We start from the raw sequence: 17,541 nt of genomic DNA on the forward strand, positions 1-17,541 counted from the left end.
GGCTACACCATGGCGTCGGTGACGGGCAGGCCGAACTCGTGCGTGCCGTACATCACGTAGGCGCGCTCGGGATCGTTGGCCGCGTGGACCCGCCCGGCATGCGCGTCACGCCAGAAGCGTTGCAGTGGCGTGCCGTTGGCCAGGGCGGTGGCGCCCGAGGACTCGAAGAGCTTGTCGATCGAGGCGATCACGCGACCGGTCGAACGCACCTGGTCGCGACGGGCGCGCACGCGCAGATCGAACGGCACCTCTTCGCCCGCCAGCAGCAGTGCGTACTCCTCGGCGACATTGCCCGAGAGCTGACGCCACGCGGCGTCGATATCGCTGGCCGCCTCGGCCACGCGCACCTTGGCGAACGGATCGTCCTTGGCGTTCTCGCCGGCGTAGGCGGCGCGCACGCGCTTGCCCTGGTGCTCGACGTGCGCCTCGTAGGCGCCGTAGCCCATGCCGACGATCGGCGCGGAGATGGTGGTGGGGTGGATGGTGCCCCACGGCATCTTGTAGACGGGGTCGGTGTTCTGCTCGAGGCCGGGCGCGCGGCCCTCGCTCATCGCGCGGAAGCTCAGGAACCGGTGCGACGGGACGAAGATGTCCTCGACGACGACGGTGTTGGAGCCGGTGCCGCGCAGACCGACGACGTTCCAGACGTCATCGATGCGGTAGTCCGAGCGCGGGATCAGGAAGCTGCCGAAGTCGACCGGCTTGCCGTTCTTGATCACCGGACCGCCCAGCACCGCCCAGGTGGCGTGATCGGAACCCGAGGACCAAGCCCACGAGCCGCGCACGATGTAACCACCGTCGACGGCCTGTCCCGCTCCCATCGGCGCGTACGAGGACGAGATGCGCACATCGGTGTCCTCGCCCCACACGTCCTGCTGGGCCTGCTGGTCGAACAGCGCGAGGTGCCAGTTGTGCACCCCGATGATGCCCGACACCCAGCCGGTGGAACCACACGCGCTGGCGATCTTGCGCACGGTGTCGTAGAAGACCACCGGGTCGGCCGCGTGGCCGCCCCACTGCTTGGGCTGGAGCAGCCGGAAGAAACCGGTCTCCTGCAGCGCCTTCATGGATTCTTCGGGAATGCGGCGCAGGTCTTCGGCCTCCTGCGCACGCTCACGCAGCGTCGGCAGCAGTGCCTCGACCCGTTCGGTCACTTCTTGCGTCATTTCGGAGCCCGCTCCTGCCCTTGTCGGATCGACAACCGGTTCTTTTCGTCTCTGAGATTAGAACAGGTTCTCGTTTCTGTCGAGAAGATCGCCTTACCTCGGATATAACAGGAGTCAACAAGGAAGTTCGCTGGACAACTGGCGTGAAGTGGCTCAGTTTTGTAACGTGTTCTAGTGAACGAGGAGGGTTCGGGATGGCGATCAACCCCAAGGTGAGGGAACTCGATGTCGGTGCACCGCCGACGAGGTTCGCGCGTGGCTGGCACTGTGTCGGCCTCGCGTCGACGTTCCGCGACGGTAAACCGCACGCGGTCGAGGTCTTCGGTACCAAGCTCGTCGTGTGGACCGATACCGACGACCAGATCCGCGTGCTCGACGCCTACTGCAGGCATATGGGCGGCGACCTGAGCATGGGAACGGTGAAGGGCGACGACATCGCCTGCCCGTTCCACGACTGGCGCTGGGGTGCCAGCGGAAAGTGCACCGCGATTCCGTACGCGCGCCGCGTTCCGCCGCTGGCCCGCACCCGGAAGTGGACCACGCTCGAGCGCAACGGTCAGCTGTACGTCTGGCACGATCACGAGGGCAACGAACCGCCCGCCGAGGTCACGATCCCGTACATCGAGGGTCCCTACACCGACGAACAGGGCAATCCGACCGAGGCCCACAACAGCGGCTGGACCGACTGGACCTGGGACTCGTTGCTGATCCAGGGCGCCAACTGCCGCGAGATCATCGACAACGTCGTGGACATGGCGCACTTCTTCTACATCCACTACGCCTTCCCGACGTTCTTCAAGAACGTCTTCGAAGGGCATGTGGCGACGCAGTTCCTGGAGACCAAGGGCCGCCCCGACGTCGGTATGGCCGCCAAGCACGGCGGTGACACGCTGCTGAAGTCGGAGGCGTCCTACTTCGGGCCGTCCTACATGATCAATCCGCTGGTGAACATCTACAGCGGGTACGAGATCAAGGTTCAGCTGATCAACTGCCACTACCCGGTCGACCAGGATTCGTTCGTGCTGCAGTGGGGTCTGTCGGTCGAGAAGCCCAAGGGCCTGCCCGACGAGGCCGCGAAGAAACTGGCCGACACGATGGCCAAGTTCTTCGGCGACGGCTTCCTGCAGGACGTGGAGATCTGGAAGCACAAGTCCAAGGTCGAGAACCCGCTGCTCTGCGAGGAAGACGGGCCGGTCTACCAGCTGCGTCGCTGGTACGAGCAGTTCTACGTCGACGTCGCCGAGGTGACCGAGAAGATGACCCAGCGCTTCGAGTTCGAGGTCGATACGACCAAGGCGAATCAGGCGTGGGAGGCCGAGGTGGCGGAGAACCTGCGCCGCAAGGCCGAATCCGAGGAAGCAGGCGTCTGATATGAGCCAGAGCGAGCCGCAAAGGTCCGGCGATCCGTCGCAGCTCGCTTCGGCGGAGCCGGGGTCGGGCGAATCCTCGCCGCGTGCGGGGACTCGCCCGACCTGGGCCAAAGCGCCCGATTTCGCTGATCAACCCGCGCGGCAAGCCGCGGTGCGGGCGCAAACTGTGGTCGACAAACAGCATTACCTCGACACGGGTCTCACACCACTGCGGTGCCAGGCGTGCTCGGCACAGGTGCTGGTGCGCAAGGCGAGTCAGCACCAGACCTCGGTGCAGTGGACCGAGCGACCCGACGCGCACTGCCCGATCTTCGCGCAGCTGACCGCGCACGGTGCGCGGCCGGGTCGGCCGGAATCGTGTCCGTCACTGGAGAAGTCGATCAAGTGGGCGGTCGACGAAGGCGTGCTCGACGTCGGCGAATAGTCAGCCGAACGGGGTGTGCGGGCGATCCTGTCGCACCCCGTCGAGGTAGATGTCGACCTTCTCGTTGTAGAAGCACGCCAGCCCCGCCACCTTCTGGCTCTCCGGCAGCGGCGTGCGGTAGATCCAGACGAGGTCGGCGTGCTCGGTGTCGCCGACGCGCACGTTCCAGTAGTCGGCGGTGCCCTTGTACGGGCAGCTCGTGTGGGTGTCCGACGCGGTCAGTAGATCCATCCGGACATCGGTCAGCGGCAGGTAATACCGTGCGGGCAAACCGGTTTCGAACAGGATTCGGGGCGAATGCGAGTCCGCGACGGTCACTCCGTCGATCTCCACCCGCACGTGCCGGGAACTGCCGAGAATGTCCACGCGCGAATACGGATCGCGCGGATGGACGAAGACCTGCTCGTCTTCCTCGAACCAGTCGAACGCGGCGATATCGAGCCGCACAGCGTCTTTCAGCTCCGACAGCGGTGAGTCGAGATAGCGCAGCGCCGCACCGTCGGCGCGCAGACCCTCGACCGTCACGTCGTAACCCGTCGCGTCGCCGCGGCTGGGGGAGTGCTCGGTGACCCCGTTCGGATCGAGGTCGGCGCGCACGTCGGTGAGCGGCACGTAGTAGGTCGGGTAGTACGGGATCTCCCAGACCAGCAACGGCCGGAGCGTGTCGGCCACCAGCTTCCCGCGCAAGTAGGCCCGTACTCGCTTCTGTCCCGTTTCCACCTTGACGCGCCCGCGTCGGTCCTCGGTCATGCCCTCGACGCTACGCCCGCGACAGCGAATCGCCCCTGGCACTCGTGGTACCAGGGGCGATTCGGATACACCGACGGGGACGGGTCAATCGCCGACGGTGATGGCCTGTGCTTCCTCGATCGAGTGCGGGGTCGGGTCGTGGTCGTCGATGTGGGCCAGGGCGCCGCGGCCGATGTAGAGGACCGCGACCCCGGCGGCCGTGCAGACCGCGCCGAGCCAGAACGGCAGCGACATGTTGTGCTCGCCGAGCTTGCCCGCCACCCACGGGGCGGCCGCACCGCCACCGAATCGGACGAAGCTGTACGCCGCCGACGCGGTCGAGCGCTCGACCGGCGCCGAGATCATCACGGCCTCGGTGATCAGCGTGTTGTTCACGCCGAGGAACGCACCGGCGATCACCACACCGACGATCAGCACGACCTTGTGTTCGGTGAACATCCCCATCACGGCCAGGTCGATCGCGAACAGGCCCAGCGACAGGGCCATCATCGGCAGCGAACCGAAGCGCGCCTGCAGTTTCGGGGCGAGGAACACCGAGGACAGGGCGAGCAGGATGCCCCAGCCGCAGAAGATGAAGCCGATCGCGTAGGTGCCCATGTCCAGCGGGAACGGGGTGAACGCGAGCAGGGTGAAGAAGCCGAAGTTGTAGAGCAGCGCGGTGATGCTCACGGTGAGCAATCCTCTGTGCCGCAGGGCTTTGAACGGCGCGGTGATCGAGGTGGGGTGCGCGGCCTTCGGCGTTTCGGGCAGCAGCACGACGATCGCGATGAAGGCGACGGCCATCAGCACCGAGACTCCGAAGAACGGTCCGCGCCAGCTGATTCCACCGAGCACGCCACCCAGCAGCGGGCCGGTCGCGATGCCGATGCCGAGCGCGGCCTCGTAGAGAATGATCGCCTTGGCGACGCCGCCGGTGGCCGCGCCGACGATGGTGGCCAGCGCCGTCGCGATGAACAGGGCGTTGCCCAGACCCCAGCCCGCGCGGAAGCCGATGATCTCGCCGATGCTGCCGGACATGCCCGCCAGCGCGGCGAACACGATGATGATCGCCAGCCCGGACAGCAGCGTCTTCTTCGCGCCGAAGCGGCTCGAGATCACGCCGGTGACCAGCATGGCGACGCCGGTGACGGCCATGTAGCTGGTGAACAGCAACGACACCTGGGACGGCGTCGCGTTCAGCTGTTCGCCGATGGGCTTGAGAATGGGATCGACCAGGCCGATGCCCATGAACGCGATGACGCTCGCGAAGGCGACGGCCCACACGGCTTTGGGCTGGGAGTTGGCGGTTGCGGCGTTGTCGTCGCGAGTCAGCTGGGGGGTGCTCACTGGCGCTCCTGTTTGCATCACTGATGACCGCGGGCAACCGAGCGAAGGGCTGTCAGCAGGTCGTTCATGTCGGTATCGAGGCGGATCAGCCGATCGAGATCGAAATCGGCCAGTCCGGGTGCCATGGCGGCGGCGAACGCGCGTCTGGCCTCGGTGAGGCGGGACCGGCCGGCCGGGGTGAGCTCGATGAGCACTGCCCGGGAGTCGTGCGGGTCTTTGGTGCGGGATGCGAAGCCGTCGGTGACGAGTCGACCGATCAGCGCCGTTGCCGCCGGTTGGGAACATCTGTCGATCCGGGCGAAATCGCTGACCCGCAGCCCGCCGTGCTCGTCGAGCACGGAAAGGGCCCGCAGGACCGCGCGGGGCAGGTCGTCGTTGCTGATCGCCCCGGCCAGTCGGGTGAGCCGACCAGCGGTGACCAACAGGTCGACCACGATGTCGTCTGCCGATGGCTGCGCTGTCTGCTTCACAGGAGATTATATTACATAAGCTAATTATCTAAATCCAGACCGGTCCGCGCCCAAGCCCGGTGAAATGGCGCACAGCATGCCGAAAGCCCTGGTCGCGGAGCTGCGACCAGGGCTTTCGGTGAATACGGCTAGGCCGCGACCGGACGACGCCCGGTGCCGAACAGCTCGGCGGTGGCGTGCGCTCGCTTGAAAAAGAGGTGGGCGTCGTGTTCCCAGGTGATGGCGATGCCGCCGTGCAACTGGATGGTCTCGGCCGCCACCGTGGAGAAGGTCTCGGTGCAGTGCTTGCGCGCGACCCACACGTCCTCCGCGGCCGACGGACTGTCCTCGGCCACCGCGAGTGCGGCGGCCAGCGCCGCCGATTCGGCCGACTCGACCAGCACGTACATATCGGCCATCCGGTGCTTGAGCGCCTGGAAGCTGCCGATCGGACGACCGAACTGCACGCGCGAGGCCGTGTACTCCACCGTCATCTCGAGGCAGCGCCTGGCCGCGTCGACCTGCTCGGCGGCCAGTGCCGCCCAGGCGATCTCGCGCAGCCGGCGGCGCAGCGCGGCGGGGTCGCCGGTGCCGATCCGGGTGGCGGGGGCATCGGTGAAGGTGATGGTGGCGAGCTTGCGCGTGGGATCGAGCGCGGGGGTCGCGGTGACAGCCACGCCGGGGGCGTCCGCTGTCGTCTCGAACAGTCCGTCATCGGTCAGCACCAACAGCAGGTCGGCCTGAGCTCCGTGCAGCACGTAATGGGCCGCGCCACTGAGCTTTCCGCCGGTCGCGCTGACCCCGGCCGCATCCCACCCGGTGGCGTCCGCCCAGCACAGGGCCGCCGTGCGTGACCCATCCGCCAGATCGGGCAACAGCCGGGCGCACGACTGCTCGTCACCGGCCATCAGAATCGCCTGCACCCCGAGCACCGCCGACCCGAGCATCGGCACACCGCTCAGCGTCCGCCCCAATTCGCCGACGACCATGAGCGATTCGACGAGCCCGGCGCCCGCGCCACCCCACTCCTCCGGCACCGCGAGCGCGGCGACCCCGACCTGCTCGCACAGCATCCGCCACAACTTCGGGTCGTATCCGAGGTCGGTGTCCATCGCGGTACGCAGCGCGGCCGACGTGGCGTGCTTGCCGAGCAGGGCCCGCACGGAGGTCCGGAATTCGAGTAGTTCATTCGATGACATGGGGTTCCTCGTAAGGCTCGGTGATGGCGGCGGCGGTGGGAGAGCGTCGGCTGCGGTTCGGCGGGACTCGGCTGCCACCGCGACACAGACCCGCGCGGCATTCGGCCGGTGTCGTCGGTGGCATCGCGGGTCTCAGTTCGTTGCGGCCGCAGGTTCGGCGGCGCGTAGCGCGTCGGCGATTCTGCCGCGATGGAAGTCGGCGGTGCCCCACGCAGTTCGAAGGGCCGCGACCTTGGTCAGCCACAGCGACAGGTCGAATTCCGCCGTGTAGCCGATGGCCCCGTGCACCTGAAGCCCGGCACGCGCGGCGCGATGGGCGGCGTCGCCGCAGGTCACCAGGGCTGCCGAGACATCGCGAGCGCGGTCGTCCGAACCCAGTGCGAGGGCCGCGCGGTACACCAGCGGCTCGGCCAGATCCAAGGCGATCAGCACGTCGGCGAGTTGCTGTTTCACCGCCTGGAATTCACCGATCGCACGACCGAACTGCTTGCGCTGCTTCGCGTAAGAGGTGGTCTGCTCGAGAATCGAGCGGCCCGCACCGAGGAGCTGTGCGGCACAGGCGAGAACACCGATGTCGAAGGCGTAGTCGATGGCGGCTTCGGCCTCGGGGCCCTCGGCGATCACTTCCTCGGCCCGCACGCGAAACAGCTTGCGGGCGGGGTCGATCGAGGTCACCGAATCCGTCGGCGCAACGCCGAGTGTCAGTCGGCCGTCGGCGGCGACGAGGACCGGATCGGCGATGTCGGCGTCCAGGGCGATGCCGCGCTGCGCCTCGAAGGTGATGGTGCCGAGCGCCTCGCCGCTCGCGAGCGCGGGCAACCATCGCTGGGCAGGTGCGTCGTCCGGAAGACGTTGCAGCAGAGCGGGAATCACGGCGGCGGACTCGATCACGGGCCCGGGCGCGGCGCCGCGGCCCAGTTCGATCAGCGCGACCACGAGATCGACGGTGGTGGCATCCGCCCCGTCGTACTTCTCGTCGACGATCAGACCGAAGACGCCCATGTCGGCGATCTGCCGCAGCAGGGCGCGCCCCTTGGTGGTGTCACCGTCGGCCCAGGCACGCACCGCCGCGGGCACCTGTCCGGCATCGAGAATCTTGCGCAGTTCGGCGGCGAAGTCGAGCTGTTCGGTACTGAGCGCGAATCTCATCGCAGACCTCCTGTGTTCGCAAGGGCGATTCGGCCCGAGAAATTGACGTTCATCGCTTGCTCTCGCGGGGCAGTCCGAGGATGCGTTCGGCGATGATGTTGCGCTGGATCTCGTTGGTGCCCGCGTAGATCGGGCCCGAGAGCGAGAACAGATAGCCGTCGGTCCAGGTGCTGCGCTGCTCGGCGGCCGAGCCGAGCAGGTCCAGCCCCGTCTCGTGCATCGCGATGTCGAGCTCGGACCAGTACACCTTGGTGATCGACGACTCCGCGCCGAGCTGGCCGCCGTCGGTGAGGCGGGTGACGGTGCCGAAGGTGTGCAGGCGGTAGGACTCGGCGCCGAGCCAGGCGTCGACCACCGAGTTCCTGGCCGCGGTGTCGCTCGGGTCGGCGGTCTCGCGCCACAGGTCGATGAGGCGCTGCGCGGTGGCGCTGAACCGGCCGGGGCTGCGCAGCGAGAGGCCACGTTCGTTCGACGAGGTCGCCATCGCGACCCGCCAGCCCTCGTTCACGCCGCCGATCACGTCGTGGTCGGGCACGAACACGTCGTCGAGGAAGATCTCGGCGAAGCCGGGTTCGCCGTCGAGCTGGGGGATCGGCCGCACGCTCACGCCCTCGGCGGTGAGCGGGAACATCACGTAGGTGAGTCCGTGGTGGCGCTGTGCCTCGGGATCGCTGCGGAACAGGCCGAACGCCCAATCGGCGAACGACGCACGCGAACTCCACGTCTTCTGGCCGTTGAGCAGCCAGCCGCCCTCGGTGCGCCGTGCGGTGGAGCGCAGGCTCGCGAGGTCGCTGCCCGACTCGGGTTCCGACCAGGCCTGCGCCCAGATGTCGTCACCGCGCGCCATGCGCGGCAGGATCCGCGCGAGCTGTTCGGGGGTGCCGTGCTCGAACAGCGTCGGCGCGAGCAGGAAGATGCCGTTCTGCGCGACCCGACCCGGCGCGCCCGCGGCGTAATACTCCTGCTCGAACAGCACCCACTCGAGGATCGACGCGTCACGCCCGCCGAACTCGCGCGGCCACGAGACCGCGGACAGCCGGGCCTGCGCCAGCTTCGCTTCCCATTCCCGATGCGCGGCGAAGCCTTCCGCGGTATCCATCGACGGCAACGGCTCCGCCGGTACGTTGGCGGCGAGGAACTCGCGCACCTCCAGCTGGAATTCCCGGGCAGCCGGGTCGATCTCGAGATCCACTTACTTCGTCCCGTTCTGTTCGGTAGAGGTGGCGGTGGCCTTCATCGAGCGGGCGTTCATCCCGCCGAGTGAATCGGCGCCGACCTCGGCGTTGTGCGCGTGTGCGAAATGATGCAGCCCGAAGACCGAGTCCATGCCGGAGCGCATGCCCATCAGATCCTCGGCCTGGTTGACAGCCTTCTTGGTGAGCGCGAGCCCGAATTGCGGCATGGCGGAGATCTTCTCCGCGAGCCCCATCACCTCGGCCTCCAGCTGCTCGCGCGGCACGACCCGGTTGACCATGCCCCACTCTTTGGCCTGGGCCGCCCCGAACCGGTCGCCGGTGAACAGGAACTCCTTGGCCGCGCGCGGCCCCATCACCCACGGATGCGCGAAGTACTCCACACCCGGAATGCCCATCCGGACCACCGGATCGGAGAAGAACGCGTCATCGGAGCAGACGATCAGGTCGCACACCCAGGCCAGCATCAGCCCGCCCGCGATGCACGCGCCCTGCACCATCGCCACCATCGGCTTGGGGATCTCCCGCCAGCGCCTGCACATGCCGAGATACACCTCGGACTCGCGCGCGAAGCGCTGGTCACCACCGGGGCGATCGAGGTGGTCCCACCACAGCGCGGCCTTGTTCTCGTAGTGCACGTCGTGGTCGCGGCCCGGGGTACCGATGTCGTGGCCTGCGCTGAAGTGCTTTCCGTTGCCCGCCAGCACGATCACCTTGACCTCGGGATCCTCGACCGCGCGCACGAAGGCGGCATCGAGGGCATAGGTCATCTTCGAGTTCTGCGCATTGCGGAAATCGGGCCGGTTCATGGTGACGACGGCGACCGATCCGCGCACCGCGTAGGTGACGACCTCGGTCTCGGTTTCGGAACTCACGACTTCTCCTCACGTAGCTCACGCTTGAGCACTTTGCCCGCGGCGCTGTAGGGCAGCTGGTCGCGGAACTCGACAAGCCTGGGCACTTTGAAGTTCGCCAATTTGCCCGCGGCGAAGGCGATGACCTCGTCGGCGGTCAGCGTCGATCCGGCCTTGCGGACGACGACGGCCTTGCCGACCTCGCCCATCCGCTCGTCGGGCACGCCGATCACCGCCGACTCGGCGACGCCGTCGAGCCGGGCCAGGGTCTGTTCGATCTCGGCGGGGTACACGTTGAACCCGCCGGTGATGTACATGTCCTTGAGCCGGTCGGTGATCTTCAGATAGCCGCGCTCGTCGACGATGCCGATGTCGCCGGTGTGCAGCCAGCCGTCGGCGTCGATGGCCTCGGCGGTGGCCTCGGGGTCGTCGAGGTAGCCGAGCATCACGTTCGGTCCGCGCAGCAGCACCTCACCGGCGTCGGACAGGCGCAGTTCGAAGTCGGCGATCGGCCCGCCGCAGGTGTTGGCGATGGTGGCCGCGTCGTCGGACGGACGGCACATGGTGCCGAAACCGGCCGTCTCGGACAGGCCGTAGGCGGTGATCACCACCTCGAACGCGAGATCGTCGCGCATTCGCTCGATCAGCACCACCGGCACGGTCGCCGCGCCGGTCACCGCCACCCGCAGCGAGCTCAGGTCACGCTCGGTGCGCTGGGGATGCTCGAGGATGGTCTGGTAGATCGTCGGTGGCCCGGTGAGCACGGTGATCCGCGCGGACTCGATGAGCGCCAGCGCGGCGGGCACGTCGAAGGTGGCCTGCGGCACGATCGTGGCCCCGGTGACCAGGCACGCGAGAATGCCCGCCTTGTAACCGAAGTTGTGGAAGAACGGCGGGATCACCAGGTAGCGGTCGCCCGCGCGCAGGGTCGAGCACTCGACCCAGCCGCGCACCACCCCCAGCGCCTGCCGGTGCGCGACGAGAGTGCCCTTGCTGCGGCCGGTGGTGCCGGAGGTGAAGAGAATGTCGGAGATGTCGTCGGGGGAGACCTGGGCCGCCCGCTCCTCGCCGATTTCTTCGGACACCGTCGCGGCCTGTGCGAGCAACTCGTCCCACGTCACCGTCGTGCGTGCGGGCTCGGCCGTGGCCGGAGCCGCCTCGCTCTCGATCGGAATGACGACGACGGTCCCGATACCCAGTTCCGGCGCCGCCGCCGCGAGTTCCGCCGCCCGATCGCGACCGAGGAACGGGCCGGCGACGAACAAGGCCTTCGCGTCGACGCGGGCCAGCACGTCGACGGCCTCGGCCGCCACGTAGCGGGTGTTCAGCGGCACCAGCGCGGCCCCGGCGGAGTGCGCGGCCAGGGCGGCGATCACCCAGTGATAGGTGTTCGGCGCCCACATCGCGACCCGGTCGCCGGGGGAGATGCCACGGGCGATCAGGGCGCGGGCGGCCACCCGGACCTGGTCGAGTAGCTCGGTCCAGTCCAGGCGGATCGCGCCGTCGATCAGGGCAGGCTCGTGCGGATGCGCCGCTGCGATGTGGCGCAGCGCCTGCGGAGTGGTTTGTGCAGGGGGTGTCACGGGGTCCTCACCGTTGTGCGGTTCGCTGTTCTTCCGAAGCAGCTAACAAAGCAAGTGCTTGGTAGGTTATCCTACCGAGGTGGGCGTGATCCAGACCTCAGATTCCGATACCGCGACTTCCGACGCGGAGTTTCGCGCGGAAATACGCGATTGGCTCGCCGAAAATCTTTCGGGCGAGTTCGCTGACCTGCGCGGCACCGGTGGACCCGGCCGCGAACACGAATTCTTCGACGAGCGGCTGGCCTGGGACCGCCACCTCGCCGCGGCGGGCTGGACCTGCCTCGGCTGGCCGGTCGAATACGGCGGTCGCGGCGCCAGTGTGCGTCAGCAGGTGATCTTCCACGAGGAATACGCCAAGGCCGACGCGCCGGCGCGGGTCTCGCACGTGGGCGAGGAACTGCTCGGCCCCACCGTGCTGGCCTTCGGTACCGAGGAGCAGAAGAAGCGCTTCCTGCCGGGCGTGCGTTCGGTCGGCGAACTCTGGTGCCAGGGCTATTCCGAGCCCGGCGCCGGTTCCGACCTGGCCGCCGTCTCGACCACCGCGCGCCTGGACGGCGACAAGTGGGTGATCAACGGCCAGAAGATCTGGACCTCGCTCGCGCACGTCGCCGACTGGTGCTTCGTTATCGCCCGCACCGAGCGCGGCTCGAGCCGTCACAAGGGCCTGTCCTATCTGCTGGTCCCGATGAACCAGCCGGGCATCGAAGTGCGGCCGATCGAACAGCTCACCGGCACCTCCGAGTTCAACGAGGTCTTCTTCGACGATGCCGTCACCGACGCGGACCTGGTGGTCGGCGCGCCGGGCGACGGCTGGCGAATCGCGATGGGCACGCTCACCTTCGAGCGCGGCATCTCCACCCTCGGCCAGCAGATCCGCTTCGCGCGCGAGCTCTCCGACATCGAAGACCTGGCCCGGCGCACCGGCGCCGCCGACGACCCGCTGATCGCCGATCGCCTCGATCGCGCCTGGGTGGGACTGCGGGTGCTGCGCGCGCACGCGCTGCGCACCATGAGCGAGGACCACGACGACGCGGGCGGCGCCTCGGTGTCGAAGTTGCTGTGGGCCAACTGGCATCGCGACCTCGGCGAACTGGCGATGGCCGTCCAAGGCGCGACGGGCCTGCTCACCGGCCCCGACGACATGACCGCATGGCAGCGGCTGTACCTGTTCAGCCGCGCCGACACGATCTATGGAGGTTCGAACGAAGTGCAGCGCAACATCATCGCCGAGCGTGTGCTCGGTCTCCCGCGAGAGGCACGCCCGTGACCGAGCAGACCTATTCGGGCGCGAACAAGTCCCTGTCGATCGCGCCGGCTTCGATCCCCGGACACGGCCTGCTCGCGGGCCGGACGGCCGTGATCACCGCCGCCGCGGGCACCGGCATCGGCTCGGCGACCGCGCGCAGGCTCCTCGAAGAGGGCGCCGACGTGGTCGTCTCCGATTGGCACGAGCGCCGGTTGACCGAGACCGCCGAGCTGCTGGCCAAGGAGTTCCCCGAGCGCCGGGTCGGTGCCGTGGTCTGCGATGTCCGCGACACCGCGCAGGTGAATCAGCTGCTGGCCGACGCGGCCGCCGAACTCGGCCGGATCGACATCATGGTCAACAACGCGGGCCTCGGCGGTGAGACCCCGGTGGTCGACATGACCGACGAGCAGTGGGACCAGGTTCTCGACATCACCCTCACCGGCACCTTCCGCTGCACCCGTGCGGCGCTGGGGTACTTCCGCGGCGCGGGCCACGGCGGCGTGATCGTGAACAACGCCTCCGTCCTCGGCTGGCGTGCCCAGCACGGCCAGGCGCACTACGCCGCCGCCAAGGCGGGGGTGATGGCGCTGACCAGGTGCAGCGCGGTCGAAGCCGCCGAATTCGGGGTGCGGATCAACGCCGTCGCGCCGAGCATCGCCCGTCACCCGTTCCTGGACAAGGTGAGCTCGACCGAGCTGCTCGACTCGCTCAGCGAGCGCGAGGCCTTCGGTCGCGCCGCCGAACCGTGGGAAGTAGCGGCGACGATCGCCATGCTGGCCAGTGACTACACCTCGTATCTGACCGGCGAGGTTGTCTCGGTGAGCAGCCAGCGCGCATGATCGCCGTGGCGGGTTCTCCGAAACCAAGCAAGTGCTTGGTTGTACGATGACGGGTGTGACCGCACCCGACACCGTGAAACGCACCCGCCGCGCCGAACTCCTCGACCTCGCCGCCGACCTGTTCGCCGAACGTGGACTGCGCGCCACGACGGTGCGCGATATCGCCGACTCGGCGGGCATCCTGTCGGGCAGTCTGTATCACCATTTCGACTCCAAGGAATCGATGGTCGACGAGATCCTGCGCGGATTCCTCGACGACCTGTTCGGTCGCTACCGCGAGATCGCGGGCGCGAGCATGAGCTCGCGAGACACCCTGGAGTCCTTGGTGATCGCGTCCTACGAGTCGTTCGACCGCCATCACGCCGCCGTCGCGATCTACCAGGCCGAGGCCAAGAACCTGCGCGACGCCGAGCGGTTCGGCTACATCCGCGACTTCAACACCGAGTTCCGCGACCTATGGCACCGCGTGCTCGCCGCCGGCGTGGCCGACGGCAGCTTCCGGCCCGAACTCGACGTGGAACTGGCCTTCCGCTTCCTGCGCGACACCGTGTGGGTCGCGGTCCGCTGGTACACCCCCGGTGGCCCGATCACCGTGCAAAACCTTGCCCAGCAATATCTCACCATCGTGCTCGACGGGCTGACCCTGCCCGGGAGCACCGCGAAATAGGAGTTCCATCATGACCGCATCCGCCGAGCGCCGCCCCTATGCCCCGTTGCGGGAGGCCTATGTGATCGATGCGGTGCGTACCGCGGTCGGCAAGCGCGGTGGCGCGCTGGCCGAGGTGCATTCCGCCGATCTCGGCGCGGCCGCGCTGCGTGGGCTCGTCGAGCGCACGGGCATCGACCCGGCCGTCGTCGACGACGTGATCGTCGGTTGCGTCGACAACCTCGGCCCGCAGGCGGGCAATATCGGCCGCACCATGTGGCTGGTCGCGGGCTACCCCGAAGAGGTCCCCGGCGTCACCGTCGACCGGCAGTGCGGTTCCAGCCAGCAGGCGATCAACTTCGGCGCGCAGGCCATCATGAGCGGCACCGCCGAGGTCATCGTGGCAGGCGGCGTGCAGAACATGAGCGCCATCCCGATCGGCGCCGCCATGCTCGCGGCCAAGCCCTACGGCTTCGAGTCCTCGTTCATCGGCGCCAAGGGCTGGGACTCGCGCTACGGCACCGGCGAGGTCTCCCAGTTCAAGGGCGCCGAGATGATCGCCGAGAAGTGGGGCATCAGCCGCGAGGACATGGAGCGCTGGGCGCTGCAGAGTCATCAGCGCGCCAAGACCGCCATCACCGAGGGCCGCTTCGACAACGAGATCGTGCCGGTCGGCGACTTCACCGTCGATCAGGGTCCGCGCGAGACCAGCCTGGAGAAGATGGCGTCGCTGCAGCCGCTGTCGGAGGGCAGCCCGCTCACCGCGGCGGTGGCCAGCCAGATCTCCGACGGCGCCAGCGCCACCCTGCTCGCCTCGGAATGGGCGGTCAAGGAATACGGCCTCACCCCGCGCGCCCGCATCCATCACGTCAGCGCGCGCGGCGCCGACCCGATCTTCATGCTCAGCGCGCCGATCCCGGCTACCCAGTGGGCGCTGGAGAAGACCGGCCTGACCATCGACGACATCGACGTCATCGAGATCAACGAGGCCTTCGCCCCGGTGGTGCTGGCCTGGATCAAGGAGATCGGCGCCGATCCCGCGAAGGTGAACGTCAACGGTGGGGCCATCGCGCTCGGCCACCCGCTCGGCGCGACCGGCGCCAAGCTGTTCGCCACCCTGCTCAACGAGCTCGAGCGGGTGAACGGCCGCTACGGCCTGCTCACCATCTGCGAGGGCGGCGGCACGGCCAACGTGACGATCATCGAGCGTCTGGACGCCGACAAGAAGTAGCTCCGCCGTTCGAAAAATGGTGGTCCTCGGCGGGTTTCGCCGGGGACCACTCTTCGTTCGCCACCATTGGGTCGCCACATCCCAGCGCCGCAGCGCGGCGGGCACGTCCGGCCCCGGCGGGGGTGATTCATCCCACCTATGATGGCCTGGTGAAGGTGCTCGGTGCATGCCCGCTCGATTGCCCCGACGCGTGCTCGTGGGTGGTGACCGTCGAGGACGGGGTGGCCACGGGGCTGCGCGGGAACAAGGACCATCCGGTCACGCGCGGTGCGCTGTGCGTGAAGGTGAACCGGTATCTCGAGCAGGTCGGCGCGCCGGGCAGACTCCGGTATCCGATGCGCCGGGTGGGGCCGAAGGGGTCGGGCCAGTTCGAGCGGATCAGCTGGGACGATGCGCTCGACGAGATCGCCACGCGCGTCACCGGCATCATCGACGAATTCGGTGGTGAGGCGGTCTGGCCGTTCCACGGCACCGGCAGCCTGGGCTATATCCAAGGGCTGGAAGGCTTTCCGGGGCGCAGGATGTTCAACCTGCTCGGGGCGTCGCATCACGCGCCGACCATCTGCTCGGTCGCGGGCGGCACCGGCCTGCGCTACACCCTCGGCACCTCCGGCGGCATGGACCCCGAGGACTTCGCGCAGTCGAAACTGATCCTGCTGTGGGGCACCAACCCGCTCACCTCCGGCCATCATCTGTGGAAGTTCGTGCAGGACAGCGGCGCGTACCTGGTGTCGATCGACCCGGTGCGCACCAAGACCTCCGAACGCTGCGACGAGCACATCGCCCCGCTGCCCGGCACCGACGCGGCGCTGGCGCTCGGCCTGCTGCACGTGATCGTCTCGCTCGGCGCGCAGGACGAGGAGTTCATCGCCGAACACACCGAGGGCTGGCCCGAATTCCGGGACCGCATCACCGAATTCACGCCGGAACGCACCGCGGCGATCACGGGCGTTCCCGAAGATCAGATCGTCGCGCTCGGTGCGCGGATCGCGCGCACCAGGCCGACCGCGATCCGCGCCTCCCAGGGCATGCAGCGCCACGCCGGCGGCGGGATGGCCCTGCGCGTGCTCGCCTGCCTGCCCGGTGTCACCGGCGACTGGGCGATACCCGGTGGGGGACTGCACTATTCGACCAGCGGACACTTCCGGCTCGACGAAGCCGCGCTGACCCGCGACGACCTGCTGGCGCACCCGGTCCGCACACTCTCGATGACCAGACTCGGCGAAGCCCTGCTCGAGACCGATGAGCCGCCGGTGAAGGCACTGTTCGTGATCGGGGCCAATCCGGTCGGCTCGAATCCCGACCAGCGTCGCGTGATCGAGGGGCTGTCGCGCGAGGACCTGTTCACCGTGGTCCTCGAGCACTTCGGCACCGACACCGTCGACTACGCCGACATCGTGCTCCCCGCCACGATGCAACCCGAGCACCTCGACGTGCTCGCCGGCTACGGCCACCTCTACCTGATCTGGAACGAGCCCGCCGTCGAGCCGCCGGGCGAATGCCTGTCCACGACAGAGACTTTCCGCAGACTCTCGCATCGGCTGGGTCTGACCGAACCGGCGCTGTACGACTCCGACGAAGAATTGGCCGGCCAGCTGCTGAAGGGCTACGACCTCGACCGGCTCAGGGCCGAAGGATTCCTCAAGGTGCAGGCCGGTCCGGTGCCCGCGGGCAAGCTCCAGTTCGTCTCCGCCAGAGCGGAATCGGCGGGTCACGACCCGCTGCCGGACTACACACCCCCCGCCGATTCCGGCGACGGTCTGGTGCTGATCTCCGCTGCCTCGCACTACTTCCTGAACAGCTCCTTCGGCTCCAACCCGGAATTGCGGCGTCGCGCAGGCGAATCCAGCATCACCCTGCACCCCGGCGACGCCGCCGCGCGGGGCATCGCCGACGGCGCCGCGGTGGTCGTCTCCAACGATCGCGGCTCCTTCGAGGCCGTCGCCGAGGTATCGGACCGGGTGCGGCCCGGAGTCGCAGGCACCACCAAGGGCCGCTGGGCGAAGTTCACCGGCGGTGCCACCGTGAACGCCACGATCGCCGAACGAGATTCGGACTACGGCGGTGGCGCGGTGTTCCACGACAACCGCGTCGAGGTGCGCCCCCGCTGATCGCC

16 protein-coding genes are annotated in these 17,541 nt (G+C 68.2%); 7 read left to right on the forward strand and 9 right to left on the reverse strand.

Going from position 1 to position 17,541, the window contains the following annotated elements; translation table 11 throughout:
* Window positions 1-2: 2 nt before the first annotated feature.
* Entirely contained in the window at window positions 3-1,166 is a 1,164-nt protein-coding gene (gene hsaA, locus ACFVVI_RS19980; RefSeq protein WP_378990683.1) for a 3-hydroxy-9,10-secoandrosta-1,3,5(10)-triene-9,17-dione monooxygenase oxygenase subunit, read from the reverse strand.
* 194 nt (window positions 1,167-1,360) lie between these two features.
* Here hsaA and ACFVVI_RS19985 point away from each other — a divergent pair, with 194 nt between their 5' ends.
* Window positions 1,361-2,536, forward strand: coding sequence for a Rieske 2Fe-2S domain-containing protein (locus ACFVVI_RS19985; RefSeq protein ID WP_378990681.1), 1,176 nt, complete (start codon window positions 1,361-1,363; stop codon window positions 2,534-2,536).
* A gap of 1 nt (window position 2,537) precedes the next feature.
* Window positions 2,538-2,960 carry a hypothetical protein gene (locus tag ACFVVI_RS19990; RefSeq protein WP_387446251.1) on the forward strand — a complete coding sequence of 141 codons (423 nt, stop codon included), beginning with the start codon at window positions 2,538-2,540 and terminating at the stop codon, window positions 2,958-2,960.
* Here ACFVVI_RS19990 and ACFVVI_RS19995 read toward each other — a convergent pair whose 3' ends face one another.
* From ACFVVI_RS19995 to ACFVVI_RS20030, 8 genes are all read right to left on the reverse strand, one after another.
* Complete coding sequence (locus ACFVVI_RS19995) at window positions 2,961-3,710, reverse strand: DUF427 domain-containing protein (RefSeq protein ID WP_378990679.1); 750 nt, start codon at window positions 3,708-3,710, stop codon at window positions 2,961-2,963.
* 84 nt (window positions 3,711-3,794) lie between these two features.
* Window positions 3,795-5,036 carry an MFS transporter gene (locus tag ACFVVI_RS20000; RefSeq protein WP_387446252.1) on the reverse strand — a complete coding sequence of 414 codons (1,242 nt, stop codon included), beginning with the start codon at window positions 5,034-5,036 and terminating at the stop codon, window positions 3,795-3,797.
* A gap of 17 nt (window positions 5,037-5,053) precedes the next feature.
* Complete coding sequence (locus ACFVVI_RS20005; protein WP_378990677.1) at window positions 5,054-5,506, reverse strand: MarR family winged helix-turn-helix transcriptional regulator; 453 nt, start codon at window positions 5,504-5,506, stop codon at window positions 5,054-5,056.
* A 128-nt stretch (window positions 5,507-5,634) separates the two neighbouring features.
* On the reverse strand, window positions 5,635-6,684 hold the full coding sequence (locus ACFVVI_RS20010) for an acyl-CoA dehydrogenase family protein (protein ID WP_387446253.1): 1,050 nt from the start codon (window positions 6,682-6,684) through the stop codon (window positions 5,635-5,637).
* Window positions 6,685-6,816: 132 nt separating this feature from the next.
* A complete protein-coding gene (locus ACFVVI_RS20015; RefSeq protein WP_387446254.1) occupies window positions 6,817-7,833 on the reverse strand; it encodes an acyl-CoA dehydrogenase family protein in 1,017 nt (338 codons plus the stop codon).
* Window positions 7,834-7,882: 49 nt separating this feature from the next.
* Window positions 7,883-9,025 (reverse strand): acyl-CoA dehydrogenase family protein, encoded by a 1,143-nt coding sequence (locus ACFVVI_RS20020; protein WP_387446255.1) that lies wholly within the window; start codon window positions 9,023-9,025, stop codon window positions 7,883-7,885.
* Window positions 9,026-9,901 carry an enoyl-CoA hydratase gene (locus ACFVVI_RS20025; protein WP_378990671.1) on the reverse strand — a complete coding sequence of 292 codons (876 nt, stop codon included), beginning with the start codon at window positions 9,899-9,901 and terminating at the stop codon, window positions 9,026-9,028.
* Window positions 9,898-11,463: a FadD3 family acyl-CoA ligase gene (locus tag ACFVVI_RS20030; RefSeq protein ID WP_378990670.1), complete on the reverse strand. Its 1,566-nt coding sequence runs from the start codon at window positions 11,461-11,463 to the stop codon at window positions 9,898-9,900. Before ACFVVI_RS20030 ends, ACFVVI_RS20025 begins: the two co-directional genes overlap by 4 nt.
* 79 nt (window positions 11,464-11,542) lie before the next feature.
* On the opposite strand from ACFVVI_RS20030, the gene ACFVVI_RS20035 reads away from it, so the two are divergent.
* The 5 genes from ACFVVI_RS20035 to ACFVVI_RS20055 all read left to right on the forward strand — a co-directional run bounded on the left by ACFVVI_RS20035 (window position 11,543) and on the right by ACFVVI_RS20055 (window position 17,536).
* Window positions 11,543-12,730, forward strand: coding sequence for an acyl-CoA dehydrogenase family protein (locus ACFVVI_RS20035; RefSeq protein ID WP_387446256.1), 1,188 nt, complete (start codon window positions 11,543-11,545; stop codon window positions 12,728-12,730).
* The gene (locus tag ACFVVI_RS20040) at window positions 12,727-13,548 is read left to right on the forward strand and encodes an SDR family oxidoreductase (RefSeq protein WP_378631644.1); all 822 of its coding nucleotides are present in this window, start codon (window positions 12,727-12,729) and stop codon (window positions 13,546-13,548) included. Before ACFVVI_RS20035 ends, ACFVVI_RS20040 begins: the two co-directional genes overlap by 4 nt.
* Before the next feature lie 46 nt (window positions 13,549-13,594).
* On the forward strand, window positions 13,595-14,215 hold the full coding sequence (locus ACFVVI_RS20045; RefSeq protein ID WP_378990668.1) for a TetR/AcrR family transcriptional regulator: 621 nt from the start codon (window positions 13,595-13,597) through the stop codon (window positions 14,213-14,215).
* Window positions 14,216-14,261: 46 nt separating this feature from the next.
* Window positions 14,262-15,425 (forward strand): acetyl-CoA C-acetyltransferase, encoded by a 1,164-nt coding sequence (locus tag ACFVVI_RS20050; RefSeq protein ID WP_378990805.1) that lies wholly within the window; start codon window positions 14,262-14,264, stop codon window positions 15,423-15,425.
* A gap of 149 nt (window positions 15,426-15,574) precedes the next feature.
* On the forward strand, window positions 15,575-17,536 hold the full coding sequence (locus ACFVVI_RS20055) for a molybdopterin-dependent oxidoreductase (protein ID WP_387446258.1): 1,962 nt from the start codon (window positions 15,575-15,577) through the stop codon (window positions 17,534-17,536).
* The last annotated feature ends 5 nt before the right edge of the window (window positions 17,537-17,541 follow it).

This window comes from Nocardia sp. NPDC058114 (assembly GCF_042884695.1).
Classification (GTDB): Bacteria; Actinomycetota; Actinomycetes; order Mycobacteriales; family Mycobacteriaceae; genus Nocardia.

Bases quoted from the DNA above. Each gene is read 5' to 3' on its own strand.
- hsaA (WP_378990683.1), bottom strand. From the start codon at position 1,166: ATGACGCAAGAAGTGACCGAACGGGTCGAGGCACTGCTGCCGACGCTG.
- ACFVVI_RS19985 (WP_378990681.1), top strand. From the start codon at position 1,361: ATGGCGATCAACCCCAAGGTGAGGGAACTCGATGTCGGTGCACCGCCG.
- ACFVVI_RS19990 (WP_387446251.1), top strand. From the start codon at position 2,538: ATGAGCCAGAGCGAGCCGCAAAGGTCCGGCGATCCGTCGCAGCTCGCT.
- ACFVVI_RS19995 (WP_378990679.1), bottom strand. From the start codon at position 3,710: ATGACCGAGGACCGACGCGGGCGCGTCAAGGTGGAAACGGGACAGAAG.
- ACFVVI_RS20010 (WP_387446253.1), bottom strand. From the start codon at position 6,684: ATGTCATCGAATGAACTACTCGAATTCCGGACCTCCGTGCGGGCCCTG.
- ACFVVI_RS20015 (WP_387446254.1), bottom strand. From the start codon at position 7,833: ATGAGATTCGCGCTCAGTACCGAACAGCTCGACTTCGCCGCCGAACTG.
- ACFVVI_RS20045 (WP_378990668.1), top strand. From the start codon at position 13,595: ATGACGGGTGTGACCGCACCCGACACCGTGAAACGCACCCGCCGCGCC.